The 17,056-nt window shown below is 70.1% G+C and carries 11 protein-coding genes; 6 read left to right on the forward strand and 5 right to left on the reverse strand.

Annotated features, from left to right (window positions below):
- Positions 1-21 precede the first annotated feature (21 nt).
- Both BP68_RS10880 and BP68_RS10885 read left to right on the forward strand, forming a co-directional pair.
- Positions 22-1,209, forward strand: coding sequence for an acetyl-CoA C-acyltransferase family protein (locus tag BP68_RS10880; protein WP_496371559.1), 1,188 nt, complete (start codon positions 22-24; stop codon positions 1,207-1,209).
- Positions 1,210-1,269: 60 nt separating this feature from the next.
- A complete protein-coding gene (locus BP68_RS10885) occupies positions 1,270-2,436 on the forward strand; it encodes an acyl-CoA dehydrogenase family protein (protein WP_496371561.1) in 1,167 nt (388 codons plus the stop codon).
- 50 nt (positions 2,437-2,486) lie between these two features.
- On the opposite strand, the gene BP68_RS10890 is transcribed toward BP68_RS10885, so the two are convergent.
- Together BP68_RS10890 and BP68_RS10895 are read right to left on the reverse strand one after the other, a co-directional pair.
- Positions 2,487-2,744 carry a DUF3297 family protein gene (locus BP68_RS10890; protein WP_496371563.1) on the reverse strand — a complete coding sequence of 86 codons (258 nt, stop codon included), beginning with the start codon at positions 2,742-2,744 and terminating at the stop codon, positions 2,487-2,489.
- Positions 2,745-3,273: 529 nt separating this feature from the next.
- Entirely contained in the window at positions 3,274-4,527 is a 1,254-nt protein-coding gene (locus BP68_RS10895; protein WP_496371565.1) for a nucleoside recognition domain-containing protein, read from the reverse strand.
- Between the two features lie 66 nt (positions 4,528-4,593).
- Here BP68_RS10895 and BP68_RS10900 point away from each other — a divergent pair, with 66 nt between their 5' ends.
- On the forward strand, positions 4,594-5,229 hold the full coding sequence (locus tag BP68_RS10900; protein WP_496371567.1) for a response regulator: 636 nt from the start codon (positions 4,594-4,596) through the stop codon (positions 5,227-5,229).
- A 42-nt stretch (positions 5,230-5,271) separates the two neighbouring features.
- On the opposite strand, the gene BP68_RS10905 is transcribed toward BP68_RS10900, so the two are convergent.
- Entirely contained in the window at positions 5,272-7,857 is a 2,586-nt protein-coding gene (locus BP68_RS10905) for a hybrid sensor histidine kinase/response regulator (RefSeq protein WP_496371650.1), read from the reverse strand.
- Positions 7,858-8,050: 193 nt separating this feature from the next.
- Here BP68_RS10905 and BP68_RS10910 point away from each other — a divergent pair, with 193 nt between their 5' ends.
- Positions 8,051-9,400, forward strand: coding sequence for a dicarboxylate/amino acid:cation symporter (locus BP68_RS10910; protein WP_496371569.1), 1,350 nt, complete (start codon positions 8,051-8,053; stop codon positions 9,398-9,400).
- Between the two features lie 76 nt (positions 9,401-9,476).
- Here the strand turns inward: BP68_RS10910 and BP68_RS10915 are convergent, their stop codons facing one another.
- Positions 9,477-10,445: a recombination-associated protein RdgC gene (locus tag BP68_RS10915; RefSeq protein WP_496371571.1), complete on the reverse strand. Its 969-nt coding sequence runs from the start codon at positions 10,443-10,445 to the stop codon at positions 9,477-9,479.
- Positions 10,446-10,757: 312 nt separating this feature from the next.
- Here BP68_RS10915 and BP68_RS10920 point away from each other — a divergent pair, with 312 nt between their 5' ends.
- On the forward strand, positions 10,758-11,351 hold the full coding sequence (locus BP68_RS10920) for a Spy/CpxP family protein refolding chaperone (protein ID WP_496371573.1): 594 nt from the start codon (positions 10,758-10,760) through the stop codon (positions 11,349-11,351).
- A 101-nt stretch (positions 11,352-11,452) separates the two neighbouring features.
- Positions 11,453-12,052, forward strand: coding sequence for an acyloxyacyl hydrolase (locus BP68_RS10925; RefSeq protein ID WP_496371575.1), 600 nt, complete (start codon positions 11,453-11,455; stop codon positions 12,050-12,052).
- A gap of 351 nt (positions 12,053-12,403) precedes the next feature.
- Here the strand turns inward: BP68_RS10925 and BP68_RS10930 are convergent, their stop codons facing one another.
- Positions 12,404-16,792 (reverse strand): EAL domain-containing protein, encoded by a 4,389-nt coding sequence (locus BP68_RS10930; RefSeq protein ID WP_496371577.1) that lies wholly within the window; start codon positions 16,790-16,792, stop codon positions 12,404-12,406.
- Positions 16,793-17,056 lie beyond the last annotated feature (264 nt).

The following is a 17,056-nucleotide window of genomic DNA, read 5'->3' on the forward strand; positions in this document are numbered from 1 at the left end:
ACCCGATCGAAAGGAAACTCCATGTCCCACCGTGACGTCTTCGTCGTCAGCACCGCCCGCACCGCCATCGGCACCTTCGGCGGCAGCCTGAAGGACGTGCCCAACACCCAGCTGGCCACCACCGCCGTCAAGGCCGCCATCACCCGCGCCGGCATCGCGCCCGACGCCGTGGGCCATGTGGTCATGGGCAACGTGATCCCCACCGACACCAAGGATGCGTACCTCTCCCGCGTGGCCGCCATCGACGCCGGCTGCCCCATCGAGACGCCGGCCTTCAACGTCAACCGCCTGTGCGGCTCGGGCCTGCAGGCCATCATCTCGGCGGCCCAGGCCATCGGCTACGGCGACTGCGACGTGGCCGTGGGCGGCGGCTCGGAATCCATGAGCCGCGGCCCCTACTTCGACCAGGCCGCGCGCTACGGCGCGCGCATGGGCGACGCCAAGAGCATCGACTACATGCTCGGCATCCTGCACGACCCCTGGCAGAAGATGCACATGGGCATCACCGCCGAGAACGTGGCCGAGCGCTACAAGATCAGCCGCGAGATGCAGGACCAGCTGGCCCTGACCAGCCAGCAGCGCGCCGCCGCCGCCATCGCCGCCGGCTATTTCAAGGAGCAGATCGTCCCGGTGGAAATTGCCACCCGCAAGGGCACGGTGCTGTTCGACACCGACGAGCATGTGCGCGCCGCCACCACGCTGGAGGTGCTGGCCGGCATGAAGCCCGCGTTCAGGAAGGACGGCGGCACGGTCACGGCCGGCAACGCCTCGGGCATCAACGACGGCGCCGCCGCCGTGGTGCTGGCCGCCGGCGACCGCGTGGCCGCCCTGGGCCTCAAGCCCCTGGCGCGCCTGGTGGGCTACGCCCACGCCGGCGTGGAGCCGGGCTACATGGGCATCGGCCCCGTGCCCGCCACGCAGAAGGTGCTGCAGCGCACCGGCCTGAAGGTCAGCGATATGGACGTGATCGAGGCCAACGAGGCCTTCGCCGCCCAGGCCTGCGCCGTGGCGCAGGAGCTGGGGTTCGATCCCGCCAAGGTCAACCCCAACGGCTCGGGCATCTCGCTGGGCCACCCGGTGGGCGCCACCGGCGCCATCATCACCACCAAGGCCATCGCCGAGCTGCACCGCACAGGCGGCCGCTACGCGCTCGTCACCATGTGCATCGGCGGCGGCCAGGGCATCGCCGCCATCTTTGAACGGGTTTGAGTCTTTTTGGCCATCGGCGCTTGATGGTCAAGCGCTGACAGCTCTTATTTCAATAGCACCATGCTCCCCAACACCCTCCTCACCGCCGACGACAAGGCCGAACTGGAACTGTTCAGCGCATCGCTGGAGCGCTTTTGCGATGCCGAGATCGAGCCCCATTACCGCGACTGGGAAAAGGCCGGCCTGGTCAGCCGCGCGCTGTTTCGCAAGATGGGCGAGAACGGCTACCTGTGCGCCGACGTGCCCGACGCCTACGGCGGCCCGGGCGCCAGCGTGCACTTCTCGTTCGCCGTGGTGGAGGTGCTCTCGCGCCGCGGCTACGGCGGCTTCGTGGGCGGGCTGCAGGTGCACAACGACATCGTCCCGCCCTACCTGCTGCACTGCGGAACCGAGGCCCAGCGCCAGCACTGGCTGCCGCGCATGGCCAGCGGCGAGGCCGTGGCCGCCATCGGCATGACCGAGCCCGGCGCGGGCAGCGACCTCAAGGCCATCCGTACCACGGCGCGCAAGGACGGCGACCACTACGTCATCAACGGCAGCAAGATCTTCATCAGCAACGGCCAGCATTGCGACCTGCTGGTGCTGGCCGCCAAGACCGATCCGGCCGCCGGCGCCAAGGGCGTGAGCCTGTTCCTGGTGGACACGACAACGCCCGGCTTCACGCGCGGCCAGAACCTGGAGAAGATCGGCCAGCACGCGGGCGACACGTCCGAGCTGTTCTTCAACGACATGCGCGTGCCGGCGGACGCGCTGCTGGGCGGCGTGGAGGGCCAGGGCTTCGTGCAGATGATGCGCGAGCTGCCGCGCGAGCGCCTCATCATCGGCGTGCAGGCGGTGCATGGCGCCAAGGGCGCGCTGGCCGCCACGCTGCAGTACGTGCAGGAGCGCCAGGCCTTCGGCCAGGCCATCGCCCAATTCCAGAACACGCGCTTCACGCTGGCGCAGTGCGCGGCCGACATCGCCGCCGCCGAGGCCTTCCTGAACGCCAGCATCGCCGCCTACCAGCAGGGCCAACTCACGCCCGAGGCGGTGAGCGCGCTCAAGCTGCACACCACCGAGCTGTTCAGCCGCGTGGCCGACGCCTGCCTGCAACTCTTCGGCGGCTACGGCTACATGGCCGAATACCCGATCTCGCGCTTCTGGACCGACGCGCGCGTGCTGCGCATCTACGGCGGCACGTCGGAAATCATGAAGGAGCTGGTGGCGCGGTCGCTGCTGGGGCGCTGACGCCACGCCGCACCGCCAGGCAAGGCCACCCGCACGGGTGGCTTTTTTTTTCAGGCGTCCTTGTAGAACACCTCGACGCTGCCCTTGAGCGTGATCAGCAGCGGGCGGCCCTTGCGGTCCAGCGTCTTGCCCGCGGGCACCTTGATCCAGCCCTCGCTCACGCAGTACTCCTCCACGTCAAAGCGCTCCTTGCCGTTGAAGCGGATGCCGATGTCCGCGTCCTGCTGGAACACGGCCGCCACATGGTGCGGGCTGCGCGGGTCAACGGCGAGGCGGTCGGGCAGGGGGTGCTTGGCGGAATCGGTCACGGCTTCAATCTCGGGGAATAACGATGGTGGGCCGGCAGTGCCGGGCCCGCATTGTCCCGCAATCGCGCCCCCGCCAGGGCCGGCCGGCCCTGCCACGGTCCGTTTGCTCCTGAAATAAGAGCTGTCAGCGATTGACCATCAAGCGCTACAGGCCCATTTCATTCAAAAAACCGAAAATCCCCGGCCCTGTGGATAAGTCTGCGGAGCATTCTGGAACAACCGCCCAGTTATGCACAGCGAACGGCCGTCCGGCCGGTTTGTCCCCATTTCGGGTACAGCGGGCGCTCGTCGCCGTCCCCACACTTTGGCGGCACGCAAGTGCTTGATCCGCCTGCCAAAAATCGGCTTACCCACAGCGGTGGCCCAGGCTCTACTACTACCACTATTTTTAAATAATAAATTCAAGGAATAACAACCGGGGACCGGCGGGCGTGGCCTGAAGACCCTGGCGCGGGTCGGGTTGTGGGCCGTGCGGGCAAAAAAAAGCGCCCTGACGGGCGCTGTGGGGTGGCTGAAACGCCGCCGTGCGTCAGCGCAGCATGGCGTAGCCCACCAAGATGGCCGCCACCAGGCCCACGGCATCGGCCAGCAGGGCGCAGGCCAGGGCGTGGCGCGCGTGCTTCACGCCCACGCTGCCGAAGTACACCGCCAGCACGTAGAAGGTGGTCTCGGTGGAGCCCTGGATGATGGCCGCCAGCCGGCCCACGAAGGAATCCACGCCATGCGTCTGCAGCACGTCGATCATCAGCCCGCGCGCGCCCGCGCCCGAGAGCACCTTCATCAGCCCCACGGGCAAGGCCGGCAGGAAGTCGGTGTTCCAGCCCAGCGCCGCCACCGCCGCGCCCAGGGCCGCCAGCAGCGCGTCCATGCAGCCGGCGGCGCGGAACACGCCGATGGCCGCCAGGATGGCGATCAGGTAGGGAATGATCTGCACCGCCACGCCAAAGCCTTCCTTGGCGCCGTCGATGAAGGCGTCGTACACATTCACGCGGCGCCAGGCGCCGGCCAGCAGGAACAGCGCCACCACGCCCAGGATCACCGCGGCGCCCGTGGCGCCTGCCACCTGGGCCGCCCGTTCGGCCGGCAGCCGCGCCAGCCCGGCCACGGCCGCCGCCAGCAGGCCGCCCACGGCCAGCACCGGCAGCAGCAGCCGCGCGCGCCACAGCGGCAGGCGCTGGCACACGGCCACGGCCAGCACGCCCGCCAGCAGCGAGGCAAAGGTGACCAGCAGCGTGGGCACAAAGATGTCGGCCGCGTTGAAGCCCGCGCCCAGCCCCTGCTTGAGCGCCACGCTCTGGCGGATGGCGATGACCGAGGTGGGAATCAGCGTGAGCCCCGCCGTGTTCATGACCACGAACATGATCTGCGCGTTGCTGGCCTGGCCCGCGGGCTCGCGGTTCAGCGTCTGCAGCTCGCGCATGGCGTTCAGGCCCAGCGGCGTGGCGGCGTTGTCCAGCCCCAGCAGGTTGGCGCTGATGTTCATGGTCATTGCGCCCTGCGCCGGGTGGCCGGCGGGCACGCCGGGAAACAGCCGCGCCAGCAGCGGGCCGGCCAGGCGCGCCAGCAGCTCCACCATGCCGGCGCGCTCGCCCACGCGCATCAGGCCCAGCCACAGCGCCATGATGCCGGCCAGGCCCAGCGAGATCTCGAAGCCCGCGCGCGCGCCGTCGAACATGGCCGTGAGCAGCGCCTGGAAGATGCCCGCCTCGCCCAGCAGCCAGCGCACCACGGCGGTGGCGAACGCCACGATGAAAAAGCCCGTCCAGACCCAGTTGAGTGCCATGGAACTCGATGGTAGCGGCCTTGCCCACCCTGCCTGCGCGCCACCCGCCGTGGCAGACTGCGGCCCATGCCACCGCCCACGCTTCTCGTCGCCGACGACCACCCGCTGTTTCGCGCGGCGCTGATCCAGGTGCTGCGCGAGCGCTTCGCGCCCCTGCAGACGCTGGAGGCCGCCAGCGCCGCCACGCTGGGCACCCTGCTGCAGGACCACCCGGAGGTGGAGCTGGTGCTGCTGGACCTGGCCATGCCGGGCGCGCGCGGCTTTTCGGCGCTGCTGCATGTGCGCGGCGAATACCCGCAGGTGCCGGTGGTGGTGATCTCGTCCAACGACCACCCGCGCGTGATCCGCCGCGCGCAGCAGTTCGGCGCGGCGGGGTTCATCCCCAAGTCCGCCCCCGCCGAGGACATGGCCGGCGCCATCCAGGCCGTGCTGGACGGCGGCAGCTGGTTCCCGCCCATGGCGGCCGAGCGTTCCGAGGCCGACGCCGCGCTGGCCGCCAAGCTCGCGCGGCTCACGCCCCAGCAGTTCCGCGTGCTGCTGTGCCTGGCCGACGGCCTGCTCAACAAGCAGATCGCGCACGAACTGGGCCTGGCCGAGAACACCGTCAAGGTGCATGTGACGGCCATCCTCAAGAAGCTGGAGTGCTACAGCCGCACGCAGGCGGCGGTGCTGGTGAAAAGCCTGGCGACGGAGATCGATTGAAGCCCAATATGGCTTTGGCGATTGTGGATAAAGCGCGAACAGCTATTGTTTTAGTAGCATCATCTGGCTGATGAGCGCCCGCAGCGCCGACGGCCGCACGGGCTTGAGCAGGTAGCCCCAGCCGCGTTCGGCGGCCTGGCGGCGCACGGCGGTGTCGCGCTCGGCCGTCACCAGCACCACCGCGGGCGCCTGGCCCCACACGCCGCACAGGCGGTCGTACAGGTCGGGGCCGTAAAAGGCGCCCATGCGCACGTCCAGCAGCACCAGTTGCGGCGCATTGCCGGGCGCGGCCCGTTCCAGCGCCGCCTGCGGGCCGCCGGCCAGCGGCACCTGGCAGCCCCAGCGGCGCAGCAGCGCGCCGCTGGCCTTGCAGCTGGGCGCGTCGTCGTCGATGTACCAGGCGGTGGTGCCCTGCAGGGGCTGGTCGTCCTCGGGCGCGGCGGCCATGCCCGCGGCGGCGGGGCCGGGCGTGGCGGCGGCATCCGCCAGCGGCACGCACACCCAGAACACGCTGCCGCGCCCCAGCTCCGAGCGCAGGCCGATCTCGTGGCCCAGCAGCTTGCCCAGCCGCTCCACGATGGCCAGGCCCAGGCCCGCGCCGCGGTCCTCGTCGTGGCCCTCGCCCAGGCGGCGGAACTCCTCGAAGATCTCGCGGTGCAGGCTCTCGGGAATGCCCGGCCCCTGGTCGTGCACCTCGATGCGCAGCCGCTGGCCCTGGCGCCGGCAGCCGATGAGCACGCGGCCCCGGGGCGTGTAGCGGATGGCGTTGGACAGCAGGTTCTGCAGGATGCGGCGCAAGAGCGCCTCGTCGCTGCGCACCGTGCAGCGCGATCCCACGGTGCTCAGGCGCAGGCCGCGGCTCGTGGCCATGATGCCGAAGTTGTGCTGCATGACCTGCAGCAGCGGCCCGAGCGCGAAGTCGCGCACATGCACCTCCAGCTGGCCCGACTCCATGCGCGAGATGTCCAGCAGGCTGTTCAGGATGCCGTCCTGCGCGGCCAGCGCGCCGTCGATGCTGTCGGCCGCCTGGCGCCCGGCCTCGTCGTGCAGGTGGCTGCGCAGCAGCGAGCCGAACATGCGCGCCGCATTCAAGGGCTGCAGCAGGTCGTGCACGGCGGCGGCCACGAAGCGGGTCTTGTAGCGGTTGGCGGCCTCCGCCTCGCGCCGGGCGGCGTCCAGGTCGCGCGTGCGCTCGGCGATGCGCAGCTCCAGCGCGTCGGCCAGCGAACGCAGCTCGCGCGCGGCGTTCTTGTAGCTGGTGATGTCGGCGTAGCTGGTCACGAAGCCGCCGTCGGGCAAGGGGTTGCCGCGGATCTCCAGCACCGTGCCGTCGTCCTTGGCGCTTTCGCGCAGGTGTGGGCGGCCCTCGCGCAGGTGGCGCAGGCGGCGCTGCACGGCCTCCTCGGTGGGCACCGGGCCCAGCAGGCCGCGCCGGGCGTTGTGGCGCAGCAGCGCCTCCACGGGGGCGCCCACGCGCATGAGGTCGGGCGGAAAGCGAAACAGCTCCACGTAGCGCGAGTTCCAGGCCACCAGCTTCAGATCGGCGTCGATGACCACCACGCCCTGCGGCAGGTGCTGCAGGCTGCGCGACAGCCCCGTGTCGGCCTGGCGCGCCGCCTGCACGATGCCGTCCTGCGCCGTGCGCAGCTCCTGCGCATGCTGGCGCAGCACGGTCTCCAGCTCCTGGCGGCTGCGCTGGCGCAGGCGGGCCAGCCGCTGGCGCTGGCGCACGAACAGCACCAGCAGGGCCAGGGCCAGCCACAGGCCCGCCGCGGCGCCGGCGGCCCAGCGGCTGGCGCTCACCGCGCCGTGCGTGGTGTGCAGCAGGTGCAGCGTCCAGCCGCTGTCCGGCAAGGCCTGGGTGTGCCACAGCATGGCCTGGGGCAGCGCCGGGTCGAGCACCCGCGCCAGCACCGTGCCGTCGGCCACGCTGCGCTGCACGTTCAGGCGCAGCGGCGTGAGGGCCTGGCCTGCATACTGGCGCGTGGCCTCCATGTCCTGCCGGTCCTGCGCGCTCAGGGGCGCCAGGAGCCGGTAGCGCCATTCATCGCGGCTGGCCAGGAAGACCACGCCACGGGCGTCCGAGGCGAAGACGATGTCCGGCCCCTGGCGCCACTCGCTCTCCAGCGCGTTCAGCGCGATCTTGATCGCCACCAGGCCCAGGATGCTCCCCTGTTCGTCGCGGATCGAGGTGGACAGAAAGTACCCCGGCTCGCCCGTGGTCAGGCCGATGCCGTAGAAGCGCCCCTCGCCCTCCTTCAGCGCCTGCGTGACATAGGGCCGGAAGCTGTAGTCCTCCCCCACGTTGCTGTGCGCGTCCCGCCAGTTGCTGGCGGCGATCGCGCGGCCCTGGCGGTCGATCAGCGTGAGCGTGGACGCATGGCTGGCGCCGTTGGCCTGTTCGAGCTTGCGGTTCAGCAGATCCACCTGGGCGGGCGTGAGCGGGTGCGACAGCGCGTCGCGCAACTGCGGGTCCAGGGCCAGCACCTGCGGCAGCGTGCGAAACCGGTCGATGCGCTGCTCCAGGGCCTGGCCGTAGAGCGTGAGTTGGCGCTCCACGCCCCGGCTGTCCTCCTGCAGCGCCCGGCGCAGCGCGTACTGGCTGACCAGCACCGTGCACACCACCATGCCCGCGAGCACGGCCAGCACGGTGAGCAGCAGCCGGCGACGCGAAGACACGGTGGAATGGGGCACGGGGAGGGGCTTTCTAATACCAATAGGTTATCGGCTTGCCGGCGCCCCAGGGGTACAAACCACGGGGTCCGAGATGCGCTGCCGCGGAAGGTTCGTGCGTCTTTTTTTCTTCTCCCGGAGAAGCCGAATGCACACCCTTCCCACAGCCACCACACCGCAGGTGCGGCTACCGTTTTACCGACAACTGTATTTCCAGGTGGTGATCGCCATCATTCTGGGCGTGCTGCTCGGCCATTTCGAGCCGGAGTACGGCGCGCAGCTCAAGCCCCTGGGGGACGCCTTCATCAAGCTGGTGAAGATGATCATCGCGCCGGTGATCTTCCTGACCATCGTCACCGGCATCGCCGGCATGTCGCAGCTGAGCACCGTGGGCCGCGTGTTCGGCAAGGCCATGGCGTACTTCCTGTTCTTCTCCACGCTGGCCCTGGTGGTCGGCATGGTGGTGGCCAACCTGGCCCAGCCCGGCGCCGGCATGAACATCAACCCCGCCGACCTGGACCAGACCGCCGTGAAGGGCTACGTGGCCAGGTCGCACGAGATGACGCTGAGCGGCTTTGCGCTGGACATCATCCCCAAGACGCTGGTCAGCCCCTTCGTGGGCGACAACATCCTGCAGGTGCTGTTCGTGGCCGTGCTGTTCGGCGTGTCGCTGGCCCTGGTCGGCGACGCCGGCAGGCCCGTGCTGAACTTCTTCGAGTCCCTGACCGCGCCCGTGTTCAAGCTGGTGAACCTCGTCATGAGGGCCGCCCCCATCGGCGCCTTCGGCGCCATGGCCTTCACCATCGGCAAGTTCGGCCTGGGTTCGCTGGTGAACCTGGCGGGCCTGGTGGCCGCCTTCTACATCACCTCGGCGCTGTTCGTGCTGGTCGTCCTGGGCCTGGTGGCCCGCCTGTGCGGCTTCTCCGTGGTCAAGCTGATCCGCTACCTGAAGGCCGAGCTGCTGCTCGTGCTGGGCACCTCCTCGTCCGAGTCGGCCCTGCCCTCGCTGATGGAAAAGATGGAAAAGGCGGGCTGCAGCAAGTCGGTGGTGGGCCTGGTGGTGCCCACGGGCTACTCGTTCAACCTGGACGGCACCAACATCTACATGACGCTGGCGGCGCTGTTCATCGCCCAGGCCACCAACACCGAGCTGACGCTGGGCCACCAGGTGGCGCTGCTGCTGGTGGCCATGCTGTCGTCCAAGGGCGCGGCCGGCGTGACCGGCGCCGGCTTCATCACCCTGGCCGCCACCCTGGCCGTGGTGCCCGAGGTGCCCGTGGCCGGCATGGCGCTGATCCTGGGCGTGGACCGCTTCATGAGCGAATGCCGCTCGCTGACCAACTTCATCGGCAACGCCGTGGCCACCGTGGTGGTGTCGCGCTGGGAGAACGCGCTGGACATGGAGCGCCTGCATGCGGCGCTCAATGGCGAGCCCGAGTTCCTGCCGGATCCCGCGGAGCAGCCCGAGCCCGCCGCGCTGGCGGTGCCGCAGGCCTGAGCGCGCCCTGCCCCGCCGGCCCACGGCCCATGCCCTGTCGGCGGTGCGTGGGCCGTTGTGCCTGGAGGGCGGGTCCTCAGAACGGCGCGTCGTCGTCCGCGCCGCTCGCGGGCGCATGCAGCGGCCCCGAAAGCGCGGGGGCCGCGCCGCCGAGTTCGGTGCGCCCCTCCCCGCCCAGCGCCTCGATCAGGTCGGGGATCAGCTTGGACAACTCGCCCGTGGCGATGGCCACGTCGGCGTCAAAGCCACCGTCGTCCTGCGCCTGGCCCTCGAACACCGTGTCCAGGAACGCCACCTTCTTCAGCTGCAGGCCCTCCGTCAGGACGAAGGACACGCGGTCGTCCCAGCTCATGGCCAGCTTGGTCGGCAGCTTGCCGGCCTGGATGTGGTCGCGGATTTCGTCGATGTCCAGCGGGTGGCGCGCATAGCGCACCACGGCCTTGGACTCGTCGGGTGACTTCAGCTCGCATTCGCGGTCGATGCTGAAACCCGCCGGCGGCTCCTGCTCCTTGAGCCAGTGGGCCATGGCGGCCTGCGGGCTGGTCTGCGTGTCCAGCAGCGCCACCGACAGGCCGGGCAGCGCCTCGACCAGCGCGGTGACGATCTCGTCGGCCCGGCCCTGGCTGCCGGTGTCCAGCACCAGCAGGCGCGCCGCCATGTCGATCCACACCCAGGTGGAGCCCTGCTTGGTGAAGGCCATGGGCAGCAGGTCCAGCTTGGCCTCGTCCTTGAGTTCCTTGGTCTCCTTCTTGCCGGGCTTGCGGCCGGTCTGCTGCTCGATCTGCGCGGCCTTTTCCTTGACCTTGCGCGCCAGCACGGTGCCGGGGAGCATCTTGGACTCGGTCATGAAGCGCAGGATCCACTGCCCGCCCACGGACTCGGCCATCAGGCCATGGGCCTCGCCGCGCGGCGGCACCCAGCCGCTGGACCGCTCCTGCGTGGCGCCGCATTCCTGGAACGGCGTCTTGGCCAGCGCCTCTTCCAGCTGGGTCAGATCCGCCTGCCACTGCGGGGCAATGCGGTACACGATCATGTTCTTGAACACGGGATTTCCTTTGAACTGCATGCCTCCCGCCGCGGCCGTCCTGGCCGGTGGGAGGCGTTGATATTCCTGATTTGATAGCTGCCAGCGCTTGTGGATAAAGCGCTAAAGCCCTATTTGATGCCTGAAGAATGTACCCCGCATGCGGGCATGCCAGGCGGTACTTGGCAGAACTTTACACATGCGCCAAATTTGCTCACGCTGGCGTTACATCGCGGGAGGACACTGGCCCCCAAGCGCCTCACAGCCATTCCCCCGTCCGGGTGGAAGCCCCGGCGCCAGAGCTTCACCGCTGAAGACAGAAAGGAAACCACCATGGTCCATCGCAAGTTCACCCAGCGCCTCGCCTCCACCGCCCTGGCCGCGGCCGTTCTGGCCGCCGTCGCCGCGCCCTCGCTGGCCCAGCCCGGCCCGGGCCCCGCCGCCATGGCCGAACAGGGCGCGCCCCAGGCCCAGCGCCCGGACCGCGGCGAGCGTCCGCGCATGCGCCACATGACGCCCGAGCAGCGCCAGCAGTTCATGGCCCAGCGCGCCGAGGCCTTCAAGCAAAAGCTCCAGCTCACGCCCGCCCAGGAACCGGCGTGGAACCAGCTGCTGCAGACCATGCAGGCCGGCGCCGACAAGCGCCACGCCCGGCTGGACGACCGCCAGGGCATGGAACAGCTCACCACGCCCGAGCGCATCGACCGCATGCGCGCCCTGCGTGCCCAGCGCGCGGCCGATGCCGACCGCCGCGGCGACGCCGTGAAGGCCTTCTACGCCACGCTGACGCCGGCGCAGCAAAAGACCTTCGATGCCGAGGGCGCCCGCATGTACGGCTATGGCCACCGCATGGGCGACCATTGGGGCGGCATGCACGGCATGCGCCACCACGGCCCGGGCCCCATGGCCGCACCGGCCACGAAGTAAGCCCCCCGGCCCGGCCGCCGGGTAGCGGCCGTGGCCTACAAACCGGCGTGGCGCGCGGGTTCTACAGTGTTACAGCATCTGTTACACAGAAAGAAGACGCCATGCCGCCCACCCTCCTGTTCGCTCAGCGCCGGGGCACCGGCCGCCTGCCGCTGGTTCTGGCCGCGGGGTTCTGGCTGCTTGCCGCGGCCCCCGCCGGGGCACAGGATGCCGGCCAGGCGCCCTGGCACACGCCCTCGGTCTATCTGCAGGGCGACTGGGCGCGCCACGGCACCAACGCGTTCACCGTGGGCGCCACCCTGCCCTGGCGCACCTGGCACATGCCGCTGTGGGGCGGCGAACTGCGCGGGCACTGGGACATATCCCTGAGCCGCTGGTCCTTCGACGGCGTGGCCGGCCACGACAGCAGCCTGGTGCTGGGCGTCACGCCCACGCTGCGCCTGCGGCCGGACGCGGGCCGGGCCGCCTGGTTCTGGGAGGCCGGCATGGGCGGCACGCTGGCCAGCCGCCGCTATCACACGGAGGAGCGCGAGTTCAGCACGCGCTTCAACTTCGCCTCGCACCTGGGGCTGGGCCTCAATTTCGGCGCGCGGCGCCAGCACGAGCTGCTGCTGCGCGTGCAGCATGTCTCCAACGCGGGCATCAAGACCCCCAACCCCGGCCAGAACTTCCTGCAGCTGCGCTACGCCCTGCATTTCTGAGCCCGGCTGTGGACAAGGCTGGGGATGCTTTCGGAGCAACCCATGGCTTGTCCACAGGACGGCGCAGTCCGGCCAAGTTGTTCTCTTTTCTCCCGCACCTTGCCCCTGCTCCGGGGCACAGGCTTGGCCATTGCCTAAGTGCCCGTCAGGACTGGGAAAAAAAGGCTTGTCCACAGAAACCTAGCGGCTCTACTACTACCACTATGTATTGATAAATACTTTTAAGGAATAACAAAAGCCGGGGCAGGACGGCGGATGCCGGGCCCTGGTGTGCTATTGTTTTTGTAGCTATTTACGCTTGTAATACAAGCGCTGCAGCCATTTTTTGATGAAAGATGAGCCGCCTCGGGCTCAGGCGCCGATATGCGCGTGCAGCAGGCTGTCGAGCCGCTCGGCCGGCTGCGGCCGGCTGAAGAAATAGCCCTGGTAGACCTGGCAGCCGGCGCGCGCCAGCCAGTCGCGCTGCTCGTCGGTCTCCACGCCCTCGGCGATCACCTCCAACCCCAGGCTGTCGGCCAGGCCGATGATGGTGCGCACGATGGCCGCGTCGTTGGGGTCCGTGAGCAGGTCGCGCACGAAGCTCTGGTCGATCTTGAGCTGCCCCAGCGGCATGCGCTTGAGGTAGGCCAGCGACGAATACCCCGTGCCGAAGTCGTCCAGCGAAAAGCCCACGCCGTAGGCGCGCAGCGCCTCCATGGTGGCGATGGTGGCCGCCATGTCCTCCACCAGCAGGCTCTCCGTGATTTCCAGCTTGAGCAGCTGCGGCGGCGCGCCGGTGACGGCCAGCACACGGGCCACGTCGCCCACGAAGCCGGCGTCGCGGAACTGGCGCGAGCTCACGTTCACCGCCATGGTCAGGTGCGCCAGGGCCGGCACCTGCTGCCATGACGCGAGCAGGGAGCAGGCCGTGTGCAGCACCCAGCGCCCCAGCGGCAGCACCAGGCCGGTCTCTTCCGCCAGCGGGATGAACTGCGCCGGAGAAACCATGCCGCGCTGTGGGTGGGACCAGCGCAGCAGCGCCTCCACGCCCAGGATGTCGCCCTGGATGTTGACCTGCGGCTGGTAGTGCAGCAAAAACTCTTCCTGCGACAGCGCGTTGCGTAGATCCGCCTCGAGCGAGGCATGCTCGGCCACCGCCAGCTCCATGCCCGGGTCGAAGAAGCGCAGCGTGCTGCGCCCCGCGGTCTTGGCCTGGTACATGGCCAGATCCGCCTGCTTGAGCAGCTCGCCCACGGTGGTGGGTGCGTCGTCGAACAGCGCAATGCCGATGCTGGGCGTGCTGCGGTACTGGTAGCCGGCCAGCGCGTAGGGCGCGGAGAGGACGGTCAGGACTTTCTCGCCCACCTTGCGCGCATGCTCGGCCAGGGCCTCGGCCTGCGCGCTGAGCTGCTCCACCAGCACCACGAATTCGTCGCCGCCCAGGCGCGCCACCGTGTCCATGCCGCGCACGCAGGTGTTCAGGCGCTGGGCCACGATCTGCAGCAGCTGGTCGCCCTGGTCGTGGCCCAGCGTGTCGTTGAGGGTCTTGAAGTTGTCCAGGTCGATGAACAGCAGCGCCCCGCCCCGGCGCTGGCGCTGCGCCTCCACCAGGGCCTGGCCCACGCGCTCCATCAGCCGGACGCGGTTGGGCAGGCCGGTGAGCGGGTCGAAGAAGGCCAGGCGCTGGATCTCGCGCTCGTTGCTCTTGCGCTGGCCGATGTCGGAGTTGATCGCCAGGATGGATTCGGGCTCGCCCTGGTCGTTGCGCACCAGGGTCCAGCGCCCCTCGGCCTCGATGGTTCGGCCATCGCGGTCGTTCTGCAGGATTTCGCCGCTCCAGTCGCCCTGCTGCATCACCTGGTCCGTGGCGCGCAGGAAATCCTGCGGGTCCTGGTACAGCAGGGTGGCGATGGACCGGCCGATCGCCTCCTCGCGGGTCCAGCCGTACATGCGCTCGGCGCCCTGGTTCCAGAAGGTGATGCGGTGGTCCAGGCTGCGCACGATGATGGCGTCGCGCGCCTTGTCCAGCAGCGAGGCCTGGTGGCGGATGCGCATGTCGTCCATCTGGCGCTGCAGCTCCGCCGCGGCGCGCGCGGCGAAGATGCGCAGCGTGTTGCCGACGAAGGCCACCTGTTCGAGCGGCTCGCGGAACATCACGAAGATCAGGCCGATCGGCGTTCCGTCGCTGCCGGTGAGCTGCTGCCCCACGAAGCTGCGCGCGCCGGCGCTGGCCAGCACGGGGGCCCGGGGATAGCGCTCGGCCGCGCTGTCGAGGATCACGAACTGCGGGTGGGTGAGCAGCTCCTGGCTGGGCGTGCCGTCCAGCAGGTATTCGGCCAGCGGCTGCACGGTGCCGTCGGCCACATGCGACAGGGTCACCGCGCGCCGGGGCTGCCCCTCCACGGCCGGCAGCAGCCGGCCCACGCAGGCGATCTGCGCATCGAGTGCGTCCGCCATGTGGTGCGCCAGGCGCTCGAAGAACGCCTGGCCCGTGCCGGCCGAGACGGCCGTGGCCACCTTGAGCATGGCGGCCTGCAGGCGCTGCTGCTCGGCGCGGGCGCGCAGGTTCTCGATGCCGAAGGCCAGGTCCGCGGCCAGGGCCTCGAGCAGCAGCTCCTCCTCGGGGCTCACCTGCAGCACCTCGGGGGCATACAGGTACAGCAGTCCGAAGGTGCGCCGCGCGTTGCGCAGTGGCAGGCACACCACGGCATGGAAGCCCAGGCCGGCCATGCGCTCGGCCCAGCCGCGAAAGGCGGGGCTGGCGTGCACGTCGCGCACGATCACGGTCTGGCCGCTGCGCACGGCCAGGCCGGCCGGCCCGTTGCCGCGGGGCTCGGCGGCCGACCAGCTCAGGCGCAGGTGCCGGATGAAATGCCCGGTCTGCCCGGCATGGGCCACGGGCTCGATGCGCTTGTGCGCATCGTCGCGCACCATGCCCACCCAGCCCATGCGGTAGCCGCCGATCTCCACGGCCACCTGGCACACGGCATGCAGCAGGTCGGCCTCGCAGCTGGCGCGCACCAGCGTCTCGCTGCAGGCGCTGCGCATGCGCTTGGCGCGGTTCACGCGCGCCAGCTCTTCCTCGATGCGGCAGCGCTCGGTGATGTCGTTGGCCAGCACCTGCCATGCGGGGCGGCCGTCGAAATCCGTGTCGCCGATGAAGACCTCCACATCGATGCGCGAGCCGTCCTTGCGCAGGTGGTGCCAAACGGCGGGGCCGTGCGTGGACGTGGGCGCGCCCCGCGGGTCGGCGCACATGGCCATGGCGGCCTGGGCCGCGTCGCGCTGCCCGGGCCGCCACAGCGCACCCATGTCCATGGCCAGCAACTCGGCCTCGTCGTAGCCGTAGTACCGGCTCATGGCGTGGTTCACGGCCAGCAGGCGCAGGCTGCCGCGCTCGCAGACCCACATGGGTTGCGGGTGTTCGGCAAACAGCGCGCGGTACTGGCGCTCGGAGGCCCGCAACTGCGCATCCACGCGGCGCAGCTGCAGCATCGCGCCCAGCGATTCGGCCAGGAGCCGCAGGTGCACCAGATGGCGTGGCGCAAAGGCCTGGCCCTGCGCGGCCTGCACCTGCAGCAGGCCCGCCACGGACGCCCCCGCGCGCAGCGGCATGGCGACGAGGCCATCGTTCCCCGCAGGGGTGCTGTCTGCGTCACCGCCCGCCTGCTCCAGGTGTTGCCACAGCGGGTGCGCGGCCAGGCTCCGGCGGGTGCCGGCGGCGGGGCCCGGCGCCTCGCCTGCGCGGGCATGCACGGCCAGCGAATCGCCCTCGCGCAGCTCGATCACGGCGCCCGCCGCGCCGGAGATCTCGCGGGCGGCCTGCGCGGCCTGCTCCAGCACCTGGGCCAGGGGCTTGTGCGGATCGGCGATCAACTGCTGCACCCGCAGCAGGAACGCATGGGCCCGGGCCTGCTCGTGGGCCTGCAGGTTCGCGAGCTTGTGGGCGCTGATGTCGGTCATGCCGCCCACCATGCGGTAGCCCCGGCCGCTGGTGTCGCGCAGCATGAAGCCGCGGTCGTCCACCCAGGCGTAGCTGCCGTCCTGGCGGCGGAAGCGGTACTGGGCGCTCCAGTGCTCGGCCGTGCCGTCGATGGTCTCGCGCAGGCTCTGGAGCACGCTTGGTGCGTCTTCGGGGTGCAGGCGCTGCGTCCAGGAACTGCTGTCGGCGGGCAACTGGTCCGCGGGCACGCCGAAGAGCTTTTCCATGCCCTCGCTCCACCACATGGCGTCGCTCAGCAGGTTCCAGTCCCAGATGGCGTCGGCCGTGGCCCGCGCCACGAGGTGAAAGCGCTCCTCGCTCGTGCGGGCGTCCTGCACCGCGCCGTGCAGCTGGCGGATGCGCCCGTGATCGTCACGCACCGCCTGGCCGGCGAACCGCACGGGCATCTCCTGCCCGTCGGGCAGCAAGGCCAGCAGCTGCAGGTCCAGCGGCGTGCCGTCGCGTGCGCATTCCAGCAAGGCGGCGCGTACCGCGGCCTGCGCCTGGGGGGCGAACTGCAGGACCGCCTCGTCCAGGTCCTGGGCCTGTGCGGGCCAGCCGAACAGCGTGGCCGCCTCCGGGGACCAGCAGAAGTGGTGCCCGGGCAGCTCCATGTGCCAGCCGCCAGCGCGGGCCATGTGCGCCACGGCGCGCAGGGTCTCGTCGCGTGCCTGGAGCCTGGCGTGCAGTGCGCCGGGTTCGGGCGCATCGGCAGCGCGGGCCCGCAGGCCGGGGGCGCCCTGGGACGGCTGCGCGGCGGTGAAGAAGTTCAGCGCCATGGGCCCTCCCGGCAAGTCACGCACTACCCCCGCCAAGAGGCTGGCGCGGGGAGCCGGCGAAGCGGGAGGCCACGGTCATGGCTTCTCTCAGGACACGGCCGCCGGGGTGGCGACAGTCCCTTTGCGCAACAGCGCACAACGGTTCAACTGCATGGCGAAACTCCTCCCACCGAAAAGGTGGGCCGTGGGGGCATCATGTTTACCCCATGTTACACCTGGGGTCAGTCGAACCGATAGGTTTTCCACGCCGAGAGTTCGGGCTGA

The organism is Diaphorobacter oryzae DSM 22780 (genome assembly GCF_059568935.1).

Excerpts from the sequence above, each read along its gene's own strand:
- BP68_RS10880 (WP_496371559.1), top strand. The coding sequence starts at position 22 with ATGTCCCACCGTGACGTCTTCGTCGTCAGCACCGCCCGCACCGCCATC.
- BP68_RS10885 (WP_496371561.1), top strand. The coding sequence starts at position 1,270 with ATGCTCCCCAACACCCTCCTCACCGCCGACGACAAGGCCGAACTGGAA.
- BP68_RS10895 (WP_496371565.1), bottom strand. The coding sequence starts at position 4,527 with ATGGCACTCAACTGGGTCTGGACGGGCTTTTTCATCGTGGCGTTCGCC.
- BP68_RS10900 (WP_496371567.1), top strand. The coding sequence starts at position 4,594 with ATGCCACCGCCCACGCTTCTCGTCGCCGACGACCACCCGCTGTTTCGC.
- BP68_RS10905 (WP_496371650.1), bottom strand. The coding sequence starts at position 7,857 with ATGGTGGTGTGCACGGTGCTGGTCAGCCAGTACGCGCTGCGCCGGGCG.
- BP68_RS10910 (WP_496371569.1), top strand. The coding sequence starts at position 8,051 with ATGCACACCCTTCCCACAGCCACCACACCGCAGGTGCGGCTACCGTTT.
- BP68_RS10920 (WP_496371573.1), top strand. The coding sequence starts at position 10,758 with ATGGTCCATCGCAAGTTCACCCAGCGCCTCGCCTCCACCGCCCTGGCC.
- BP68_RS10925 (WP_496371575.1), top strand. The coding sequence starts at position 11,453 with ATGCCGCCCACCCTCCTGTTCGCTCAGCGCCGGGGCACCGGCCGCCTG.
- BP68_RS10930 (WP_496371577.1), bottom strand. The coding sequence starts at position 16,792 with ATGGCGCTGAACTTCTTCACCGCCGCGCAGCCGTCCCAGGGCGCCCCC.